Source organism: Microbulbifer sp. A4B17 (assembly GCF_003076275.1).
Classification (GTDB): Bacteria; Pseudomonadota; Gammaproteobacteria; order Pseudomonadales; family Cellvibrionaceae; genus Microbulbifer.
Genome location: NZ_CP029064.1, coordinates 3,870,066 through 3,888,329, shown reverse-complemented (window position 1 = coordinate 3,888,329; position 18,264 = coordinate 3,870,066). Strand labels below are relative to the sequence as shown.

General features: G+C 52.0%; 20 protein-coding genes. 12 read left to right on the top strand and 8 right to left on the bottom strand.

The annotated features are described in order from the left end of the window. Window positions 1-69: 69 nt before the first annotated feature. The 5 genes from lptB to BTJ40_RS17090 form a co-directional block, all read right to left on the bottom strand. Window positions 70-795, bottom strand: a complete 726-nt coding sequence (gene lptB, locus BTJ40_RS17110; RefSeq protein WP_108734228.1) for an LPS export ABC transporter ATP-binding protein — start codon at window positions 793-795, stop codon at window positions 70-72. 93 nt (window positions 796-888) lie between these two features. Next, window positions 889-1,440, bottom strand: coding sequence for a lipopolysaccharide transport periplasmic protein LptA (gene lptA, locus BTJ40_RS17105; protein ID WP_108734227.1), 552 nt, complete (start codon window positions 1,438-1,440; stop codon window positions 889-891). After that, window positions 1,427-1,993: an LPS export ABC transporter periplasmic protein LptC gene (gene lptC, locus BTJ40_RS17100; RefSeq protein ID WP_108734226.1), complete on the bottom strand. Its 567-nt coding sequence runs from the start codon at window positions 1,991-1,993 to the stop codon at window positions 1,427-1,429. Before lptC ends, lptA begins: the two co-directional genes overlap by 14 nt. Next, window positions 1,993-2,529, bottom strand: a complete 537-nt coding sequence (locus BTJ40_RS17095; RefSeq protein WP_369974290.1) for a KdsC family phosphatase — start codon at window positions 2,527-2,529, stop codon at window positions 1,993-1,995. Before BTJ40_RS17095 ends, lptC begins: the two co-directional genes overlap by 1 nt. A 68-nt stretch (window positions 2,530-2,597) precedes the next feature. Continuing rightward, a complete protein-coding gene (locus tag BTJ40_RS17090; RefSeq protein ID WP_108734224.1) occupies window positions 2,598-3,569 on the bottom strand; it encodes a KpsF/GutQ family sugar-phosphate isomerase in 972 nt (323 codons plus the stop codon). Between the two features lie 410 nt (window positions 3,570-3,979). On the opposite strand from BTJ40_RS17090, the gene BTJ40_RS17085 reads away from it, so the two are divergent. The 5 genes from BTJ40_RS17085 (at window position 3,980) to hisD (ending at window position 8,276) form a co-directional block, all read left to right on the top strand. After that, window positions 3,980-4,633, top strand: a complete 654-nt coding sequence (locus tag BTJ40_RS17085) for a phospholipid-binding protein MlaC (RefSeq protein ID WP_108734223.1) — start codon at window positions 3,980-3,982, stop codon at window positions 4,631-4,633. An 87-nt stretch (window positions 4,634-4,720) separates the two neighbouring features. Next, on the top strand, window positions 4,721-4,954 hold the full coding sequence (locus BTJ40_RS17080; protein ID WP_108734222.1) for a BolA family protein: 234 nt from the start codon (window positions 4,721-4,723) through the stop codon (window positions 4,952-4,954). A gap of 45 nt (window positions 4,955-4,999) precedes the next feature. Then, the gene (murA, locus tag BTJ40_RS17075; RefSeq protein ID WP_108734221.1) at window positions 5,000-6,262 is read left to right on the top strand and encodes a UDP-N-acetylglucosamine 1-carboxyvinyltransferase; all 1,263 of its coding nucleotides are present in this window, start codon (window positions 5,000-5,002) and stop codon (window positions 6,260-6,262) included. A 50-nt stretch (window positions 6,263-6,312) separates the two neighbouring features. After that, on the top strand, window positions 6,313-6,951 hold the full coding sequence (hisG, locus tag BTJ40_RS17070) for an ATP phosphoribosyltransferase (protein ID WP_108734220.1): 639 nt from the start codon (window positions 6,313-6,315) through the stop codon (window positions 6,949-6,951). Window positions 6,952-6,965: 14 nt separating this feature from the next. Next, window positions 6,966-8,276: a histidinol dehydrogenase gene (gene hisD / locus BTJ40_RS17065; protein ID WP_108734219.1), complete on the top strand. Its 1,311-nt coding sequence runs from the start codon at window positions 6,966-6,968 to the stop codon at window positions 8,274-8,276. A 49-nt stretch (window positions 8,277-8,325) separates the two neighbouring features. Here the strand turns inward: hisD and BTJ40_RS17060 are convergent, their stop codons facing one another. Then, window positions 8,326-8,754: a nuclear transport factor 2 family protein gene (locus tag BTJ40_RS17060; protein WP_108734218.1), complete on the bottom strand. Its 429-nt coding sequence runs from the start codon at window positions 8,752-8,754 to the stop codon at window positions 8,326-8,328. A 20-nt stretch (window positions 8,755-8,774) separates the two neighbouring features. Further along, on the bottom strand, window positions 8,775-9,917 hold the full coding sequence (locus tag BTJ40_RS17055; RefSeq protein ID WP_238152041.1) for a S1C family serine protease: 1,143 nt from the start codon (window positions 9,915-9,917) through the stop codon (window positions 8,775-8,777). A gap of 365 nt (window positions 9,918-10,282) precedes the next feature. On the opposite strand from BTJ40_RS17055, the gene sat reads away from it, so the two are divergent. Next, on the top strand, window positions 10,283-11,473 hold the full coding sequence (gene sat, locus BTJ40_RS17050) for a sulfate adenylyltransferase (protein ID WP_108734217.1): 1,191 nt from the start codon (window positions 10,283-10,285) through the stop codon (window positions 11,471-11,473). 89 nt (window positions 11,474-11,562) lie between these two features. Here sat and BTJ40_RS17045 read toward each other — a convergent pair whose 3' ends face one another. Continuing rightward, window positions 11,563-12,003 carry a YhcB family protein gene (locus BTJ40_RS17045; protein WP_157954137.1) on the bottom strand — a complete coding sequence of 147 codons (441 nt, stop codon included), beginning with the start codon at window positions 12,001-12,003 and terminating at the stop codon, window positions 11,563-11,565. A gap of 351 nt (window positions 12,004-12,354) precedes the next feature. On the opposite strand from BTJ40_RS17045, the gene zapE reads away from it, so the two are divergent. The 6 genes from zapE (at window position 12,355) to BTJ40_RS17015 (ending at window position 18,264) form a co-directional block, all read left to right on the top strand. After that, window positions 12,355-13,479, top strand: a complete 1,125-nt coding sequence (gene zapE, locus BTJ40_RS17040; RefSeq protein ID WP_108734215.1) for a cell division protein ZapE — start codon at window positions 12,355-12,357, stop codon at window positions 13,477-13,479. 114 nt (window positions 13,480-13,593) lie between these two features. Beyond that, window positions 13,594-14,022 carry a 50S ribosomal protein L13 gene (rplM, locus tag BTJ40_RS17035; protein WP_108734214.1) on the top strand — a complete coding sequence of 143 codons (429 nt, stop codon included), beginning with the start codon at window positions 13,594-13,596 and terminating at the stop codon, window positions 14,020-14,022. A 15-nt stretch (window positions 14,023-14,037) separates the two neighbouring features. Next, a complete protein-coding gene (gene rpsI, locus BTJ40_RS17030; RefSeq protein ID WP_108734213.1) occupies window positions 14,038-14,430 on the top strand; it encodes a 30S ribosomal protein S9 in 393 nt (130 codons plus the stop codon). A gap of 302 nt (window positions 14,431-14,732) precedes the next feature. Then, window positions 14,733-15,332 carry a ubiquinol-cytochrome c reductase iron-sulfur subunit gene (gene petA / locus BTJ40_RS17025; protein ID WP_108734212.1) on the top strand — a complete coding sequence of 200 codons (600 nt, stop codon included), beginning with the start codon at window positions 14,733-14,735 and terminating at the stop codon, window positions 15,330-15,332. Beyond that, window positions 15,329-17,530: a ubiquinol-cytochrome c reductase gene (locus BTJ40_RS17020; RefSeq protein WP_108734211.1), complete on the top strand. Its 2,202-nt coding sequence runs from the start codon at window positions 15,329-15,331 to the stop codon at window positions 17,528-17,530. Before petA ends, BTJ40_RS17020 begins: the two co-directional genes overlap by 4 nt. Before the next feature lie 107 nt (window positions 17,531-17,637). Then, on the top strand, window positions 17,638-18,264 hold the full coding sequence (locus BTJ40_RS17015; RefSeq protein ID WP_108734210.1) for a glutathione S-transferase N-terminal domain-containing protein: 627 nt from the start codon (window positions 17,638-17,640) through the stop codon (window positions 18,262-18,264).

Here is an 18,264-nt window from a genome sequence, read left to right as displayed (position 1 = left end):
GTCCGCTTGTAAAATATGATGTGATTCTCGATATACTGACTGTTTGATTACATTTGTCACCATTTGCCGTCAAATGGTAAATTCGTGTCCCAAATAGACTTCGCGTACCTGTTGATTGGCCAGTACGTCATTTGGTGTTCCAGAGGCGATAATGTGGCCTTCGCTGACAATATAGGCAGTTTCACAGATATCCAGGGTTTCTCTCACGTTGTGGTCTGTGATCAAGACACCGATATCCCTGTCGCGCAAGTGGCGAATGATTTGCTTGATATCGTTCACAGAAATAGGGTCGACACCGGCAAAGGGTTCATCGAGCAAGACAAAACTGGGGTCTGTAGCCAGGGCTCTGGCAATCTCTACCCTGCGTCGCTCCCCCCCGGAGAGGGCCATTCCGAGGCTGTTTTCAATGTGGGTTATATTGAATTCCTCGAGCAGCTCCTGGGCCTGTTTTTCGCGCTCGGCCCGGCTGAGTCCCTTGCGGGTTTCAAGGATTGCGAGAATGTTGTCGCGTACTGACAGGCGCCGAAATACAGAGGCCTCCTGGGGTAAGTAACCGATTCCTTTACGGGCGCGGCCGTGCATTGAGAGGCGGGTGATATCTTCGTTGTCGATCAGGACTTGCCCGGCGTCGGCTTGCACCAGCCCTGCGATCATATAGAAACAGGTTGTTTTACCGGCTCCGTTGGGTCCCAGCAAGCCAACGACCTGTCCACTGGAGACACTGACGGAGACATCTTGAACAACTTTTCTTTTCTTGTATTGTTTGGCGAGGTGTAACGCTTGTAGCGTTGGCATAGTGAGTCCTGAAATCTGGCCGCAGCCATATAAGGCTGCGGATTACATCATTGTAAATAGCGCTGTTTTTACAGGCTTTAAAGCTCTGCTGGGTTACTGATTGGCGTCGGTGCCGGCGGGTTCGCTGGTCTCGGTGCTTTCAGGTTTCCAGATCATCTCAACTCTGCCTTGGCCCGGCTGGCTGCGAGCGCTCATTTGCTCGGTTGCGAGATCGTAGTCAATTTTCTCGGCAGTCAGGGTGTTGCCATCGCGGTCGATATAAGCCTGGCCGTTGAGCTGTAGTTCTTCAGAGCTGATGACGTACTCTATGCGCTCAGCATGAGCTTTTACCGGCTCCTGGCTGTCCAGGATCCGTTGCTGGAAGTGTGCCGGGCGGCCCACGGCGACAACCCTGCTTATTTCATCACTTGCGGTAAAGTAAACTTCTACTCTGTCCGCCCTGATTTGCAAAGATCCCTGGGTGATGACTACATTGTCGGTATAAACCACCAGGTTGTTGGCTCGGTCGGCCGACATGGAGTCAGAGCCCACAGAGATTTTCTGGGTCCGGTCATCGGGCAATGCCTGCGCTACAGCAGTAAAAGCTGCCAGCGTAATTGCAGCGAAGGCCTTCAAGATTGGGAGGTGGCGGTTATTGGGTGTCATAGCTGCTCTTCACGTCGGATAGAATTTCCATCCGGTTTTCTTTCAGGTAAGCGCGCATGCCCGTCCCTTCAGTCCGGTTGGGGCCAGAGCTAATAGTAACAACTTTGTCGGTTTCGGCGAATTCCCTGTCAGGGAAGATCGTAAGCCGTTGCGTTTTTAATTGGATGCCATCCGGGGTTGGGAGTTCATCAACTTGAACATCACCATTGAGCACTATGCGTTTCCCCCGATTGAAGGCAATACCGCGCTTAGAGCGGGCTGCCCACTTGGGTTGGTCGTCCGTATAGAAGAGCATGCGCGGTTCTTTCAGGTTGGCGCGATCTCGGCGTTTAAATTGAAAATAGGTAATTTGTTCCGCATCGACGCGATAAGCTAGGTTGCCTGTTTGGTCAAAATGGCGAGTCTCAGCCCCTTTGATAATAAGGTCGGCAGCGCGATTTTGCTGCTGTGGAGTGGGTCTTTTGCCAAGGAACTGTTCTGGCGGGCTCTCGGAAAACCAGAGCCCTGCACTGATGAGCAGAATGACCAGTACGAGAGGCAGCCAGGAGCGCATTACTTTTCTCCAATATAGGGGGCGAGCGCGGCGTCAAAAGTCCCCTGGGCAATCATTATGCGATCACACACTTCGCGCACGGCCCCCTCACCACCGCGGGCGCCGGTAATCCACAGGGCCCGCTCCCGCACAGGCGGGGCAGCGTTGGGTGGCGCAATAGGGCATCCGATTTTGGTCATCACCAATAGATCGGGGTAATCATCACCCACATAGGCGATATCTTCCAGACGGCACGACTCCTCAGAGAGCAGTTCCTGTAGGGCGGTAAACTTGTCTTCCCGTCCTTGGATCAATTTATTGATACCCAGGTCGTGTGCGCGGCGCTCTACGACGTTACTGCGCCGGCCGGTAATAATTGCTACGCGAACTCCGGAATTCTGCAGCATTTTAATGCCGTGTCCATCCAGAGTGTGGAACGTTTTGAGTTCGTTGCCGCTGTTGTCAAAATAAAGCTTGCCGTCTGTCAGTACACCGTCTACATCCAGGACAAGCCAACGGATATTTTTCAAAGAATCATTTATTTGCTGTTCGGGTATCACCGGGATTATCTCTCTTCGCCTTTGGTCGCGTGGGCAAAACTGCGTATTAATAGCTTGTGATTATCTCAGATAACACCGGCGCGCAGAATATCGTGCATATGGAGTACACCTACTGGATGGTGCGCCTTATCTTCCACCACGAGTGCAGTGATTTTATAGTCTTCCATAATTCGCAAGGACTCTGCAGCGAGCGTGTCAGCGGAGACCGTTTTGGGGCGGCGGCTCATTACTTCTTCCATAGTAGCCTTGTCGAGTTCAATTTTTTGATCGATTACCCTGCGCAAGTCCCCGTCGGTAAATACCCCGAGCAGTTCGTCATCGGCATTCACAATGGTTGTCATACCGAAGCCTTTACTAGTCATTTCCAATAGGGCTTTTGATAGTAGGGTATCTGGGGTTACCTGCGGAAGTTCATCCCCTGCATGCATCACATCTTCTACTTTCAATAGAAGCCTTCGGCCGAGTGCACCTCCTGGATGGGAGAAAGCGAAATCTTCGGCGGTAAAGCCGCGGGCCTCAAGTAGTGCTACTGCAAGGGCGTCTCCCATCACGAGAGTAACCGTGGTTGATGAAGTGGGGGCCAGATTGAGAGGACAGGCCTCTGTGGCTACAGAAATATCCAAATTGACTTCCGCTGCTTGTGCAAGTGGGGAGTCGGTTTTTCCGGCCATGCTAATCAACGGGATGCCCAGGCGCTTTAGCAGAGGAAGTAAGGTGAGGACTTCGGCAGAGGAACCAGAATTGGAAATAGCAATAACAACATCGTCTCGGGTGATCATGCCGAGATCACCGTGGCTTGCCTCACCGGGATGAACAAAGAAGCTTGGTGTGCCAGTGCTGGCAAGTGTTGCAGCAATCTTGCGGCCGATATGTCCAGATTTCCCCATACCGGTAACAATTGTGCGACCGCGACATTGCATAATCATTTCACAGGCTCGCTGGAATTCGCCGTTAATTCTGTTTTCCAGTGCTGCAACCGCTTCAGTTTCCATGCGGACGGTGCGGCGCCCAGCTTCCAAAATTAGATCCTGTGTCATCAACTGCCTCAAATCGCTTACTAATGCTCTATAACAAATTGTTGTGAACTGCCTTATTATGCGGCAGTTTCCATATTTCCTTATGTGACAGCGTGGATAATTTTTGTCATATGAGCCCAGTTCTCGATAAGGACTCGACTTTTTGCTGTCGTGCTAATCTATATTAGCGGGCTGCTGGCGGTGGAAAAAGCCAGTATTCTTCTCAGTAGTGTCAAATGACACACTCGTACACCGCCACATTACCGGGTGCGGCCATGGTATAGTTTGCCGTCTCCGCTGTCAGCTATGTCACTCAATGGATGATCGACACACTCTCAGTTGGGCTGCGGGAAGGTTGATATGTGGTATTGCTATGGCACTAAATTCTGCCATATGCGTCCAAGGAATGATTTGCTAATTGGAGATAATTTGTGAACGCATCATTTTGGATTGGCCGGAACGGTTTGTCGCGGTGGATTAGGTTTGCGCTTTGTGTTGTTTTTGCGTCTGCAGCGGTGCCTGCAGCCAATGCAGCCCAAAATCCATATGTAATGATTAAAGGGGTTTCCGATGAGTTGCTGGGTGTAATTCGCTCCAACGCTCAGTATGCAAATTCAGATCCGCAAAGATATTACAGTGCTGTTGAGGGGGTGCTGACCCCAGTTGTTGATTTCGACTTTATCGCTCGGGGTGTTATGGGGCGCTATGCCAAGCAGGCGACCGCGGAGCAGCGCTCACGCTTTACGAATGCTTTCCGCCGTGACCTGGTAGCAACATTTGCCCGCGGTGTGGCAAATTTTGGCGACCTTGATGTAAAAGTGGTTAACCCTGGTACTACCCCGCAGGGCAATCGCGTCAATGTGCTGCAGGAAGTTCGCAGTAAAGAGGGGATCACAAAAGTTTCGTATACCTTGGTGCGCAATCGAGCGGGCCAGTGGAAGTTGATCAATGTAATTCTAAACGGAGTTAACCTGGGTAAAACTTTCCGCAGCCAGTTCTCGCAGTCAATGCAGACTTATGGAGATATCGATAAGGTGATTTCCAATTGGTCGGCGGCAGACGATGCAGCGAATAAAGTGAGTTGATCTGCGAACTTCGGAGTGCGCAGCTGCGCACTCCGATTGATTCAAGTACACTTGCGTGCTGTTTTTAACTAATCGCAATTCCCTCCTATGCAACCAGACGAAATCAAGTCCCTGATCGAAGGGCAAATTCCCGATAGCACTGTTGAAGTGGCTTTCGAAGGTAGTCATCTGATGGTGACTGTGGTGAGCAGTGCCTTCGAAGGTCTGAGTCGCTTAAAAAAACAACAGCTTGTCTATGCCGCTCTTGGTGAAAAAATCGCCGATGGCACCTTGCATGCCGTGCAAATGCAGACTCTGACTCCAGAAGAAGCCAGTCGTTAACCTGCCATTGCCGCTGAGGTGTTGGCGATCTAGATAAGAGATCGAATGGATAAGTTGATAATAGAGGGCGGCAGCCCAATCTCCGGAACTTTGCGCATCTCCGGCGCGAAGAACTCAGCCTTGCCAATATTGGCTGCTGCTTTATTGGCTGACGGGCCTGTGCAAATCGATAATTTGCCGCATCTCAACGATATTACCACCATGATTACCCTGCTCAGGTGTATGGGGTGTGATGTCACTATTGATGAAAAGCTGGGTGTTGAAATAGACCCCCGTTCAGTAAATGACTTGACTGCTCCCTATGAGCTGGTTAAGACCATGCGGGCCTCGATTCTTGTGCTTGGGCCCTTGCTGGCCAGGCATGGGGTGGCAAATGTTTCCTTCCCCGGAGGTTGTGCAATCGGCAGTCGACCGGTCGATATACACCTTAAGGGCCTCGAGGCTATGGGTGCGGAGATTACTATCGATGGTGGCTTTATCCGGGCTCGCTCCAATGGTCGCCTTAAGGGCGCCAATATCGTCATGGAGAAGGTGACGGTTGGTGGCACTGAGAACCTGCTGATGGCAGCGGTACTAGCAGAGGGAACTACGACTCTGCACAACGCTGCGCGGGAGCCTGAAATCGTCGATTTGGCAGAGTTCCTTATCGCGATGGGGGCTCAGATAGAAGGGGTTGGCACTGACACCCTGCGTGTTCACGGTGTTCCCAAGCTCACCCCCTGCAAGTTCACCGTTATGCCTGACCGTATTGAAACCGGCACTTTCCTGGCTGCAGCTGCTGCGGCGAGAGGTAAAGTTCGGTTGCTCAATACTCGCGCTGATATCCTCGATGCGGTGATGGTCAAGTTCGAAGAGGCCGGCGCCCACTTAAGTTGTGGCGACGACTGGATTGAGCTGGATATGAAAGGCAATCGCCCTAAAGCGGTGAGCTTTCGCACAGCGCCTTACCCTGCCTTCCCCACTGACATGCAGTCGCAGTTCACAGCAATGAATGCTGTGGCGGAAGGAAAGGGTACGGTAGTCGAGACAATCTTTGAGAACCGCCTGATCCAGGTGCATGAACTGAATCGAATGGGAGCGGATATCACACTGGAGGGCAACACGGCAATTGTTACCGGTGTTGAAAAACTCAAGGGTGCTCCTGTAATGGCTTCTGACTTGCGTGCATCAGCCAGCCTGGTTATTGCTGGCATGGTGGCGGAAGGTACCACTATGGTGGACCGTATTTACCATATCGATCGCGGCTACGAATGTATCGAAGAGAAGCTTCGACAGCTCGGCGCGAATATTCGGCGTGTTCCGGGCTAGTTGCTGCCAAATTATCTTTAAAGCCGATTGACGGACTGGCGTAAACCATAATGACTGCACAAATTACAATCGCACTGACAAAAGGAAGGATTCTGCAGGAGACTCTGCCGCTTCTCAAAGCGGCGGGGTTGGAGCCTGCTGAGGATCTAACTAAGAGTCGCAAGTTGATATTTCCAACGAATTGCGAAGGGGTGCATCTTCTTCTGCTGCGGGGCGTGGATGTGCCCACTTATGTGCAGCATGGAGCTGCTGATATCGGTGTGGCGGGAAAAGACACGCTACTCGAGCACAGTTCCGATGGTATTTACGAACCCCTCGATCTCGGTATTGCTCGCTGTCGCCTGATGACCGCTGGTGTCAAAGGAGGGCAACTGCCCAGTGGCCGAATCAAGGTCGCTACCAAGTTTGTACAAAGTGCCAAAAAGCACTATGCCTCTATTGGTCGTCAGGTTGACATCATTAAGCTGTATGGGGCTATGGAGCTTGCTCCGCTAATGAATTTGGCCGACGAGATTGTAGATATTGTGGATAGTGGCAATACGCTAAAGGCCAATGGCCTTGAAGCTCGAGAGACTATCGCGCAAATCAGTAGTCGATTGATTGTCAACAAAGCAGCCATGAAAATGAAATATGCACGAATCAACAGTCTGATTGAGAAGCTGGCAGCGGCTGTGGCACAAACCAAGTAGATCTCTGAAGCATTATGACGAACAAAGTAATTCGTCGGCTAAATACGGTCGATAAAGATTTCGATGGCCAATTGAAGCAGCTACTGGCCTGGGAAGCAGTGGCAAATCAAGAGGTCGAAAATATCGTTGCGGAAGTATTGCAGCGGGTTCGCTCTCAAGGTGATAAGGCTGTTATCGAGTTTACCAACCGCTTTGATCATCGAGATCTCGAAGCTGCAAAAGAGTTTGCCCTTCCGGCAACTGAGCTCACTGCAGCTCTGGAGCGTATTAATACCGAGGAGCGCGATGCCCTGGAGACGGCTGCTGATCGAGTTAGGCGCTACCATGAGCATCAGCGGCAGGAATCCTGGCACTATACGGAAGCTGATGGAACTGTATTGGGCCAGCAAATTACCCCCATGCAAAGTGTCGGTATCTATGTTCCCGGGGGTAAAGCAAGCTACCCTTCTTCCGTCCTTATGAACGCAATTCCAGCAAAGGTGGCTGGAGTGGATGCGGTTAATATGGTAGTGCCGGCGCCGAAAGGGGACCTGAACGACCTGGTATTGGCAGCGGCGGCAATTGCCGGAGTGGACCGGGTTTTTACGATAGGGGGTGCCCAGGCAGTAGCGGCGCTGGCTTATGGTACTGAGTCAATCCCTGCTGTAGATAAAATAGTGGGGCCGGGTAATATCTTTGTTGCCAGTGCCAAGCGGGCTGTTTTTGGTCATGTTGCTATCGATATGATCGCGGGCCCCTCTGAAATTCTGGTGATTTGCGATGGGCGAACCTCCCCAGATTGGATTGCAATGGACCTGCTTTCGCAGGCTGAGCACGATGAGCAGGCGCAGTCTATTTTGTTGTGCCCGGACGCCGAGTATTTAGATCAGGTTGAGAGCTCATTGCAGCGACTCCTGGCTGAGTTGTCCCGAGCTGAGATCGCTTCCCGCTCCCTTGCTGATCGCGGGGCCTTGATTCAGGTAGAGTCCGTAGAGCAGGCGATAGAGATCTCTAACCGTATTGCACCGGAGCACTTGGAAGTTTCGGTAGATAATCCGGAGGCTTACCTTTCAAAGATTCGCAATGCCGGAGCGATTTTCCTTGGACGCTATACAGCGGAGGCTTTGGGGGATTACTGTGCAGGCCCCAATCACGTCCTTCCCACAAGTGGCACTGCCCGATTTTCCTCCCCTTTGGGAGTCTACGACTTCCAGAAGCGTAGCTCGGTTATCCACTGTTCGGAAAAAGGTGCCGATGTTTTGGGGCGCGTAGCGCGTACCCTTGCTCTCGGTGAGGGGTTGGAAGCCCATGCCCGCTCTGCGGGTTTTCGGGTCAAGGAATCTTGATTTATAGACCCCTGCAGGTTTCCTTCTGCCGGGGTTTTTATAAAAAATTTTAGTTTGTGGAGGGGGTGCGGGTAGCCTGCCAGGCTAGAGCACGCCACTCACCATCCCGCTTTATAAATGTACCGGTATTGAAGTAGTAACTTTGCTCACCTTTACTACTGTCGTTTGCAGATAACTTAAATGCAACAATAGCGGTATCCCCCAGTAGTCTGATGTCAATTTCCTCGGCGGCATAACTCATTGTTATGGGCTCTTTAGGAGGGGTTTGCATTCCTTGCATAATTTCGCTTTTTCCAAAGCGTTTCCCTGCGGAGCTGGTGTATACGAGCTCCTCGGCCCAGAATCGTTGGTGGGCCTTGGAGTCAGTGGCAGCTTTGCCAAGAAAATGGGTCAGCAGTTTATGTAAATCTTCTCGATCCCCAGCCGCTGCGGGAGTTGCAGTTATTGTAAAAAGCAAGGCTAAAAACAGTGAGCGCATAGAGACTTCTCCTTAAGGATTTATTCTATTGTTGTCTTTGTCTGGGGCTCTTCTGAAACAGTTGCTTCAACAGTGTGGGACGCTCCATTACGAATAAAGGTAATGGAGATAGTGTCGCCAGGGCGAAGGGTGGCCATGGTTGCCTCCCCTTGCTTGCCATCGCCGATGGGCAGGCCATCGATATGTGTAATGACATCTCCTGGCTTGAGGCCGGCAATGTGAGCGGGACCTTCATTGTAAATGGCTGTTACCATTACGCCGCCAGTAGAGTTTAAATTGAACTCCTTGGCCATTTGAGGGCTGATGCCGCGAGCTTCAATACCCAGCCAGCCGGGTACGACGCGGCCGTAAGCAATAATATCCTGCATTACCTTAAAGGCGATATTGGCGGGAATAGCGAAGCTGATGCCGCCGGAATAGCCGGATTGATTGAGGATTGATGTGTTAATGCCGAGCAGGCGTCCGCGTGAGTCAACCAGAGCACCGCCGGAGTTTCCTGGATTGACCGCAGCATCAGTTTGCAGAAAGTTCTGCAGGTAGCTACCGGTACCAGAGTTCTCGAGGTGGCGACCTTTTGCGCTGATTATACCCTGGGTAACGGTTTGTCCGACTCCAAATGGGTTGCCAATTGCCAGTACGACGTCACCTACCTGAGCCCTGTCGGGTTCGCCTACAGAGATGGAAGTCAGGCCGTCGAGGTCAATTTTGAGAACGGCCAGATCAAAATCTGCATCGCTTCCTACAAGCTTGGCCTGTGCTTCCCTTCCATCGGCCAAAAGAATAACGATAGCATCTGCCTGATCGACCACGTGATGGTTAGTTAAAATATAACCATTGTCGCTGGCGATGACCCCTGACCCAAGGTTAGATTGCATCCTCTGTCTTTGCGGGACATCCATGTTGTCGAATAAACGCCTAAAAAGGGGGTCGTTAAACAGGGGATGTTGGCGCTGAGGCATGGCCATGCGGGTGTAGATATTGACTACAGCGGGCCCAGCCATATTCACGGCGTGGGCGTAGGAAACCGGGCCCTGGACATTATTTCCATTGGCTTTGGGGGCGACGCCACGCAGTTGTGGGAATATAACCAAGAGCAGGGCGGCCATGGCAAGGCCTATCAGGGCGGGTAGGGCCCAATCTTGTAGAAATCGGTTCTGGGACACTCGTGACTCCTCTTTGCGCTGATTATACACACGTCTTCAGGTGGAATCGCTGCATATAGCGCTGGATAGAGGAAATTGTTGCTTCATTTACTACGAGCTTTTATCACGGTGTGGCCGCGGAGTTTGGCATATTTTGTAGGGTCCCTGGGCCTGGGGTTATTTCTTATAGTGATTCCTCTTCCCTGGATGGGCTCGCTTTGTGTTTGGGGGGGCTGGAGAATTGAGAAAGCACTCAGGGGGAGGCGCATTTGATGAGTATAATATGCCCTCTGTATCCCATTGACATTGGTCATATGCGATAGATGCGTATAATGGCCAATCGAAAATTTAAGACTAACCGGTAACTACTGTATTTGGAGACCTAAATGTCCCTAGTTCGCCCCCATGGCAGTGTTGAGCTACAGCCACGCTTTGTATATGACAGTGAAAGGCATCACGAGCTGATGCACGAAGCAGAGTCTCTGCCGTCAATCGTGGTCAGTTCTGCTGCCGCCGCTAATGCGGTGATGCTTGGGGCGGGGTACTTTAATCCGTTGCACGGCTATATGAACCTGGCTGATGCCATGAGCGTAGCTAAAACCCTGCGTACGGTAGATGGTTTGTTTTGGCCGGTACCCGTTGTCAATGTCATCAAAGATGCCAGTGAAATTGACGGTGCTTCCCGTATTGCTCTGCGTGACCCGAACGTAGAGGGCAACCCTGTTCTCGCCGTTATGGATGTTGAGGCGATTGAAACCATCTCTGAAGAGCAGATGGATATTATGGCTGAGCAGGTATTTGGTACATTGGATGAAAAGCATCCTGGTGTAGCAACTTTCAAATCTGCTGGTCGAACCCTGGTTTCAGGTCCGATCGAAGTGCTGAACTTCAGTTACTTCCAGAACGACTTCCCGGATACCTTCCGCACTGCGGTCGAGATTCGGAATGAATTTAAAGAGCGCGGCTGGAATAAGGTTGTGGCTTTCCAGACTCGCAACCCGATGCACCGTGCGCACGAAGAGCTGTGTAAGATGGCTCTGGATGGCGTAGAAGCAGATGGTGTTTTGATTCACATGCTGCTCGGTCAGCTCAAGCCGGGCGATATTCCCGCTCCGGTGCGTGATGCCTCGATTCGCAAGATGGTGGAATTGTACTTCCCGGCGAATACTGTGATGGTTACCGGATATGGCTTCGATATGTTGTATGCCGGCCCGCGTGAAGCGGTACTGCATGCGGTATTCCGCCAGAACTGTGGCTGTAGCCACCTGATTGTTGGTCGCGATCACGCCGGTGTTGGCGACTACTATGGTGCTTTTGATGCGCAGACAATCTTTGATGAGAAGGTTCCTGAAGGTGCTCTTGAGATTGAAATTTTCCGTGCAGACCACACCGCTTATTCAAAGAAGCTGAATAAGGTGGTGATGATGCGTGATGTTCCCGATCACACTAAAGAAGACTTTATTCTGCTCTCGGGGACCAAAGTTCGTGAAATGTTGGGTGATGGTATCGCACCGCCCCCAGAGTTTTCCCGTCCTGAAGTTGCACAGATTTTGATGGATTACTATCAGAGTCTGTAAGTGTCGATTAAAAAAGGCGGGTAATTACCCGCCTTTTTTAATTCTGGAAACTGCATCTACTTTACTGTCGCGCGAGGTTTTCTCACCCTCTAGCTGCTCTCGTGAGCTTCCTTTTCGAGCCCATAGTCTTCGGCAAGGGTGCCCTTGGCGCCAGGCTCTTTGGGGGCCCAATCACGAGGGGGCTCTATATCCTGGAGCTTCTCATCGTTGTCTTTCAACTTTCCACTGCCAGCTTTCAGCATCTGGCGACCGATATCCTGGCTGGATAGGCGCAGGGCGCTGTTGGATAGATACTCGTGAACTTCTTTATAGCTTTCGGTGAGGTTGTGAACAAGTTGTGACGTCTGGTCAAAATGGTCGTTAACCTGCAGCTGGAAGTCTTCCAGTTTGTTGTTGGCCTCGCGGAGTCTTTGTTCCAGCTCTTCTGAGCGCTCCACACTGGTACGCCCACGCACAGCAAGGAATGCGAGGAATGCACCCAGTGTCATACCGAGGACGCCAACTAGAATTAATACCGATGTAGAGTGCACTTACTACCTCCTCAACTTACTTTTTATTGTACAGATTACCTCGCAGGGGAGGTGAAGCAGCCTCAGTCTGGCTATGCTGGCTTCTGCACTATGGGTAGCCCCTGTTACGTGACTATTGGCTCTCATAATAGAGTGGCCAGTATACGCGATTATTACGCTGACAATTAATGTTGTCGGTCAATTGCGACAGAATGGTTGGTGCCTGGTTCCAGTTTGTGGGGAGGGCTGGCTATTTCGGGCGGTTACATTGTTGTAAAGGGTGCCAACTCCGTTGCTCTGTGGTCATGCGCAGATTGGTTGAATTTGATAGAGTGCGCGCCAGTTATTCAGTAGTCGAAGAAATTTTCCTCTATGTTGCCCGCCAAACCACTATTTTCTTCCCCTCTTGAGCGTTATGAGAGCGATCTTCAGCGCCCTGACTTTGTTGAGGATCAATCCCAGCGTCAGGCGGTTGAGGAGTTGCAGGATCTTCATCGGCGCCTGGTGGCCCGGTCTGAGCGCGGTGCCATCGTCAGTTTTTTGTCCCGCTTTCGCAGTGGTGCTACTGAGCCTGAGAAGGGTCTCTACTTTTGGGGTGGGGTAGGTCGCGGAAAAACCTACTTAATGGATGCATTTTTCGAGTCTCTGCCGTTCGCGGAAAAACAGCGCACTCATTTTCATCGCTTTATGCGGCGGGTTCACCAGGACCTAAAGGAGTACGCTGGGGAGAAGAATCCGTTGGAGAAGGTGGCAGATAAGATTGCCCGTCGTGCTCGGGTGCTCTGCTTTGATGAGTTTTTCGTCTCAGATATTGCCGATGCCATGATATTGGCCGGTCTGTTGGATGCGTTGTTCCGCCGGGGGGTGGCCCTGGTGGCGACCTCGAATATTGTGCCCAAAGGCTTATATAAGGATGGGTTGCAGAGGGTGCGGTTTCTTCCGGCCATCGATCTGCTGGAGAAATACACCAAGGTGGTCAATGTCGATAGCGGTACCGATTACCGGCTGCGTACCCTGGAGATATTGGAGTTATATCATTCTCCGCTGGGGCCTGAGGCGGATAGCAGTCTGGAGCAGAGTTTTTCACAGCTGAGTGTCAGCGGCTGCGAAGCTCGTAGCGAGGTTCAGCTGCAAGTGGAGGGGCGCCCAATTCGAGCCCTGAAAGTAGCGGATGATGTTGCTTGGTTTGATTTTGTGGATCTGTGCGATGGGCCGCGATCGCAAAATGACTATATCGAGCTGGCAAGGGAGTTCCATACGGTGCTTCTGGGGTCGGTGGCCAAGTTTGATGAGCGTATGGATGCCCAGGCGCGTCGCTTCATTAATTTGGTGGATGAATTTTACGACCGGTGCGTGAAGTTGGTGATTTCTGCGGAAGTCCCAGCTGAGGAACTGTACGTCGGCCGGAATCTTAAGTTTGAGTTTGAGCGCACGGTGAGTCGGCTTTTGGAGATGCAGTCCCGCGAATATCTGGAGCGGCCCCACCGCCCCGAATAAGTCTGTCGAGTCGGGGTAAATTCCGCTTGAAAAGCATACACTCCTTTTGTACTATCCGCGCTCTTTTGTGGGACGGCCCCTAATTCTGGGGGTCATATTACAGGTGTTTATAACATGAAGACTTACAGTGCCAAGCCAGAGGCGGTAAAACGCGACTGGTATATTGTTGACGCTGCGGACAAGACCCTCGGCCGTATTGCTGCCGAGATCGCAACCCGCCTGCGCGGCAAGCACAAGCCTGAATACACGCCCCACGTGGACACTGGCGATTACATCATTGTAATCAATGCTGAAAAGGTTCGCGTGACCGGTAATAAGGCCAAAGACAAGATCTACCACAGCCACTCCGGCTACCCCGGTGGTCTTAAATCCATCAGCTTCGAAAAGCTGATCGAAAAAGCGCCCGAGCGCACCGTTCAAAGCGCCGTTAAAGGCATGCTGCCGAAAGGTCCTTTGGGTCGTGCCATGTTCAAGAAGCTGAAAGTATACAGCGGCAGTGAACATCCTCATGTGGCTCAACAGCCGATTGAACTGGCGATCTAAACGGGAATAAATCTGATGGCAACTACTCAATACTACGGTACCGGCCGCCGCAAAACCTCTACTGCTCGTGTATTCCTCACAGCAGGCGAAGGTAAGATCACCGTAAACGGTCGCACTCTGGACGAATACTTCGGCCGTGAAGTGGCTCGCATGATCGTGCGCCAGCCGCTGGAAAAGGTTGAAATGGTCGAGAAATTCGACATCACTGTTACTGTTAAAGGTGGCGGTTCCTTTGGTCAGGCGGGTGCTATCCGTCACGGCCTGACCCGTGCCCTGATACAGTACGACGAAGCGCTGCGTCAACCGCTGCGCGCCGCTGGTTATGTTACCCGCGACGCCCGTGAGGTTGAGCGTAAGAAAGTGGGTCTGCGCAAAGCGCGTAAGAAGCCGCAGTTCTCCAAGCGTTAAGCTTTCTTTTTGGCCCGGCTTTTGCCGGGCTTTTTTATATTCCCGTATCTGTGGTTATTCAGCGCTCTTATGACTTTTGCTGGATTAATCGCGCTTTCGCCGCGTGATTCCCGACGTTCCCCATAGCATTGCCTTGTATCAAATTGGCATTTTCTTTAACATTGCGCCGATTTGTATCCGCTTGATTTGTGGGGTTTATTCGCGCGGGCAATCTGCCGGGGCGGGACTTCTTTCAAGACTTTTTGGGTTTGGGCCAGCGAATCTCCGGGCTATCGGGGTCGCTGTGATGGGAGAACTACGTCATGAGTGATGACGGTGTAAATGTAGGACGGCGCCGTTTTCTAACCGCTGCCACCTCAGTTGTTGGTGGCGCGGGTGCGGTGGGGGTTGCCGTTCCCTTCGTCGCTTCCTGGAAGCCGAGTGCCAAGGCGAAAGCTGCTGGAGCTCCGGTTAAGTACAACATTAGCAAAATTGAACCGGGCCAGATGGTCACCGTAGAGTGGCGCGGCAAGCCGGTCTATGTTGTGCGCCGTACCGACGAAATATTGCAAGACCTGGAGAAAGTGGAGCCTCAACTGCGCGACCCCAACTCCGAGGAATCCATTCAGCCGGCTTATGTAGATCCGGAAAATCGCTCCATCAAACCACAACTTCTGGTATTGGTTGGCCTGTGTACACACCTGGGCTGCGCGCCTATGTACCGTCCGGAAGTAGGTGCCGCCGACCTGGGCGGCGATGAGTGGATGGGTGGCTTCTTCTGCCCTTGTCACGGTTCCAAGTACGATATGGCTGGCCGTGTTTACACCGGTGTTCCCGCGCCTACCAACCTGGAGGTGCCGCCTTATTCCTATGAGAACGACGATGTAATCGTGATTGGCGTAGACCAGGAGGGCACCGCATGAAATGGCTTGTAAATTTCGGTGATTGGGTAGATCAGCGACTGCCAATCTATCAGGCCTGGGATAAGCACATGGGCAAGTACTACGCGCCCAAAAACTTTAACCTGTGGTATTTCTTTGGTGTTTTCTCCCTGCTGGTGCTGGTTAACCAGCTGTTAACCGGTATTTGGCTCGTTATGAGCTACAACCCCTCCGCCGAGGAGGCATTTGCCTCAGTTGAGTACATCATGCGCGATGTGGAATGGGGTTGGTTGATACGCTATCTCCACTCGACAGGTGCGTCCGCCTTCTTCGTAGTGGTGTATCTGCATATGTTCCGCGGTCTGATGTACGGCTCTTATAAGCCGCCTCGCGAGCTGGTGTGGATCTTCGGCATGTGTATCTATCTGGTGCTGATGGCAGAAGCCTTTATGGGCTATGTGCTGCCCTGGGGCCAGATGTCCTACTGGGGCGCCCAGGTGATTGTTTCCCTGTTTGGAGCGATTCCCGGCATTGGTGACAGTCTGGTTGAGTGGATTCGCGGTGATTACCTGATTTCCGGTATTACCCTGACCCGCTTCTTCTCCCTGCACGTCATTGCGCTGCCGCTGGTATTGGTGCTGCTGGTAGTTCTTCATATCCTGGCATTGCATGAAGTGGGCTCCAACAACCCGGATGGTATCGAGATCAAGAAGAACAAGGATGAGAATGGTATCCCCAAAGACGGCATACCTTTCCACCCCTACTATTCTGTTCACGACCTGGTAGGTATCGCGGTATTCCTGTTTATCTTCGCTACCGTGGTGTTTTTCTTCCCGGAGATGGGCGGCTTTTTCCTGGAGCACGCTAACTTCGAAGAAGCGAACCCGCTGAAGACACCACCTCATATTGCACCGGTTTGGTACTTTACGCCGTTCTACGCAATCCTGCGTGCGGTTACTATGGATATCGGTCCGCTTACTGCGAAATTCCTTGGCTTGGTAGCCATGGGTGCCGCTATTGCGATCCTGTTTGTGCTGCCTTGGCTGGACAAGAGCCCGGTTCGCTCGATCCGCTACAAGGGTTGGTTGCCGAAGGGCTTGCTGCTTCTGTTTGCTGCAGTATTTATTATCCTTGGCTATCTGGGCGTTAAATCTCCGACCCCGGATCGCAACTTCCTGTCTCAGGTAGCGACCCTGTTCTACTTTGCCTTCTTCCTGACCATGCCGGTTTGGACGAATCCGAAGAGTAAGAAAGGCATTGGCTCCTGGGCTGTTTGTGTCATCTTCGGCGTGCTGTTCCTGTGGATGGCGGTAGCTAATTACTCTGTGAATACTTTCATGGTGGTTGTAACTCTGCTGCTCGCTGCCTTCTTTACTTTGCTGCCTTGGATTACCAATCGTGATGAGGTCTACCCTGAGCCCGAGCGTGTAACCAGCCCGTCTGGCGGTAAAACTTTCGGCATCCTGTTTATCGGTATTATCGTTGTTGGCCTGCTGACCTTTATCCCGATTAAAGCGGTAGGTGCAGAATCTGAGGTGGAGCTGGATCACATCAACATCGACCTGCGGGACAAACCGTCCCTGCAGCGCGGTGCCAAGTACTTCGTCAACTACTGCATGGGTTGTCACAGTGCCAATTACTCCCGTTGGGAGCGTGTGGCCACTGACCTGGATATCCCGGTTGAGTTGATGATGGAGAATCTGGTTTTGGGTGACGACAAGATCGGCAGCCTGATGGCGATCTCCATGCGTCCAGATGACTCCAAAGTATGGTTCGGCGCCGCGCCGCCGGACCTGACGCTGGTTGCTCGTTCTCGCTCACCGGAATGGCTCTACACTTACCTCCGCAGCTTTTATAAGGACGACAGTCGTGCAACTGGGGTTAATAACAAGGTATTCCCCAGCGTGGCCATGCCTCATGTCCTGATGGAACTGCAGGGTTTGCAGGAATGTGCCCCCGGACCCAAGCGTGATCACGGAAAAATTGTCCGGGATGAGCTGGGTAACCCGATTATGGATGCTGCTTGTGGTAGCCTGGAGGTAGGCAAGGTGAAAGGCTCTATGACTCCAGAAGAATTTGATGGGGCTATGTATGACCTCGTCAACTTTATGGAGTACATTGCTGAGCCGATGGCTGAGGATCGCAAACGTATTGGCTTCTATGTGCTGGCATTTATTTTTGTGTTCTTTATCTTCGCCTGGTTGCTGAACCGCGAATACTGGAAAGACGTGCACCACTAAGGCCGTCGATATTTTGTCTCTAATGGGTGGTGGGGTTACTCACTGCCCTTTTATATTTTGAATAAAAGGCCGGCTCCAGCCGGCTTAAAGTTTGAGGTAGTTTGAACATGGGTGTGCCTACCAACAAGCGCTCCTCGATGACCTTCTTCTCTGATGGTCGCAGCCACTATAGCCATCGAGTACGTATTGTACTTGCCGAGAAAGGGGTTTCCGTCGATATCACTGATGTGGACGCCGACGATAAACCAGCTGAACTCGCTGACCTCAACCCTTACAACTCCTTGCCAACCTTGGTAGATCGCGATCTGGTTCTGTTTGAGACCAAGGTGATGATGGAGTACTTGGACGAGCGTTTCCCGCATCCGCCGCTGCTGCCGGTTTATCCGGTTGCCCGGGCACAGAGCCGCCAGATTATGCATCGTATCGAGCGCGACTGGTGTCCCCTGGTCGACAAGATCCTTGCTGGCGGTAAGGACGCGGCCTCTGCTCGTAAAGAGTTACGCGATAACCTGGTTGGTATTGCACCGATGTTTACCGACCTGCCGTACTTCTTTAATGAAGAGTTTTCTCTGGTGGATTGCTGCATGGCTCCGCTGTTGTGGCGCCTTGAGCAGTTTGAGATCAGCCTTCCGAAAACCAAGCAGGTTAAACCATTGCTGGATTATATGGACCGCTTGTTTGCCCGTGAGGCGTTCCAGCAGAGTCTGACCGAATACGAACGGGAAATGCGTTGA

Bases quoted from the DNA above. Each gene is read 5' to 3' on its own strand.
- lptB (WP_108734228.1), bottom strand. From the start codon at position 795: ATGCCAACGCTACAAGCGTTACACCTCGCCAAACAATACAAGAAAAGA.
- lptA (WP_108734227.1), bottom strand. From the start codon at position 1,440: ATGACACCCAATAACCGCCACCTCCCAATCTTGAAGGCCTTCGCTGCA.
- lptC (WP_108734226.1), bottom strand. From the start codon at position 1,993: ATGCGCTCCTGGCTGCCTCTCGTACTGGTCATTCTGCTCATCAGTGCA.
- BTJ40_RS17090 (WP_108734224.1), bottom strand. From the start codon at position 3,569: ATGACACAGGATCTAATTTTGGAAGCTGGGCGCCGCACCGTCCGCATG.
- BTJ40_RS17080 (WP_108734222.1), top strand. From the start codon at position 4,721: ATGCAACCAGACGAAATCAAGTCCCTGATCGAAGGGCAAATTCCCGAT.
- murA (WP_108734221.1), top strand. From the start codon at position 5,000: ATGGATAAGTTGATAATAGAGGGCGGCAGCCCAATCTCCGGAACTTTG.
- hisG (WP_108734220.1), top strand. From the start codon at position 6,313: ATGACTGCACAAATTACAATCGCACTGACAAAAGGAAGGATTCTGCAG.
- hisD (WP_108734219.1), top strand. From the start codon at position 6,966: ATGACGAACAAAGTAATTCGTCGGCTAAATACGGTCGATAAAGATTTC.
- BTJ40_RS17060 (WP_108734218.1), bottom strand. From the start codon at position 8,754: ATGCGCTCACTGTTTTTAGCCTTGCTTTTTACAATAACTGCAACTCCC.
- sat (WP_108734217.1), top strand. From the start codon at position 10,283: ATGTCCCTAGTTCGCCCCCATGGCAGTGTTGAGCTACAGCCACGCTTT.
- zapE (WP_108734215.1), top strand. From the start codon at position 12,355: ATGTTGCCCGCCAAACCACTATTTTCTTCCCCTCTTGAGCGTTATGAG.
- rplM (WP_108734214.1), top strand. From the start codon at position 13,594: ATGAAGACTTACAGTGCCAAGCCAGAGGCGGTAAAACGCGACTGGTAT.
- rpsI (WP_108734213.1), top strand. From the start codon at position 14,038: ATGGCAACTACTCAATACTACGGTACCGGCCGCCGCAAAACCTCTACT.
- petA (WP_108734212.1), top strand. From the start codon at position 14,733: ATGAGTGATGACGGTGTAAATGTAGGACGGCGCCGTTTTCTAACCGCT.
- BTJ40_RS17020 (WP_108734211.1), top strand. From the start codon at position 15,329: ATGAAATGGCTTGTAAATTTCGGTGATTGGGTAGATCAGCGACTGCCA.
- BTJ40_RS17015 (WP_108734210.1), top strand. From the start codon at position 17,638: ATGGGTGTGCCTACCAACAAGCGCTCCTCGATGACCTTCTTCTCTGAT.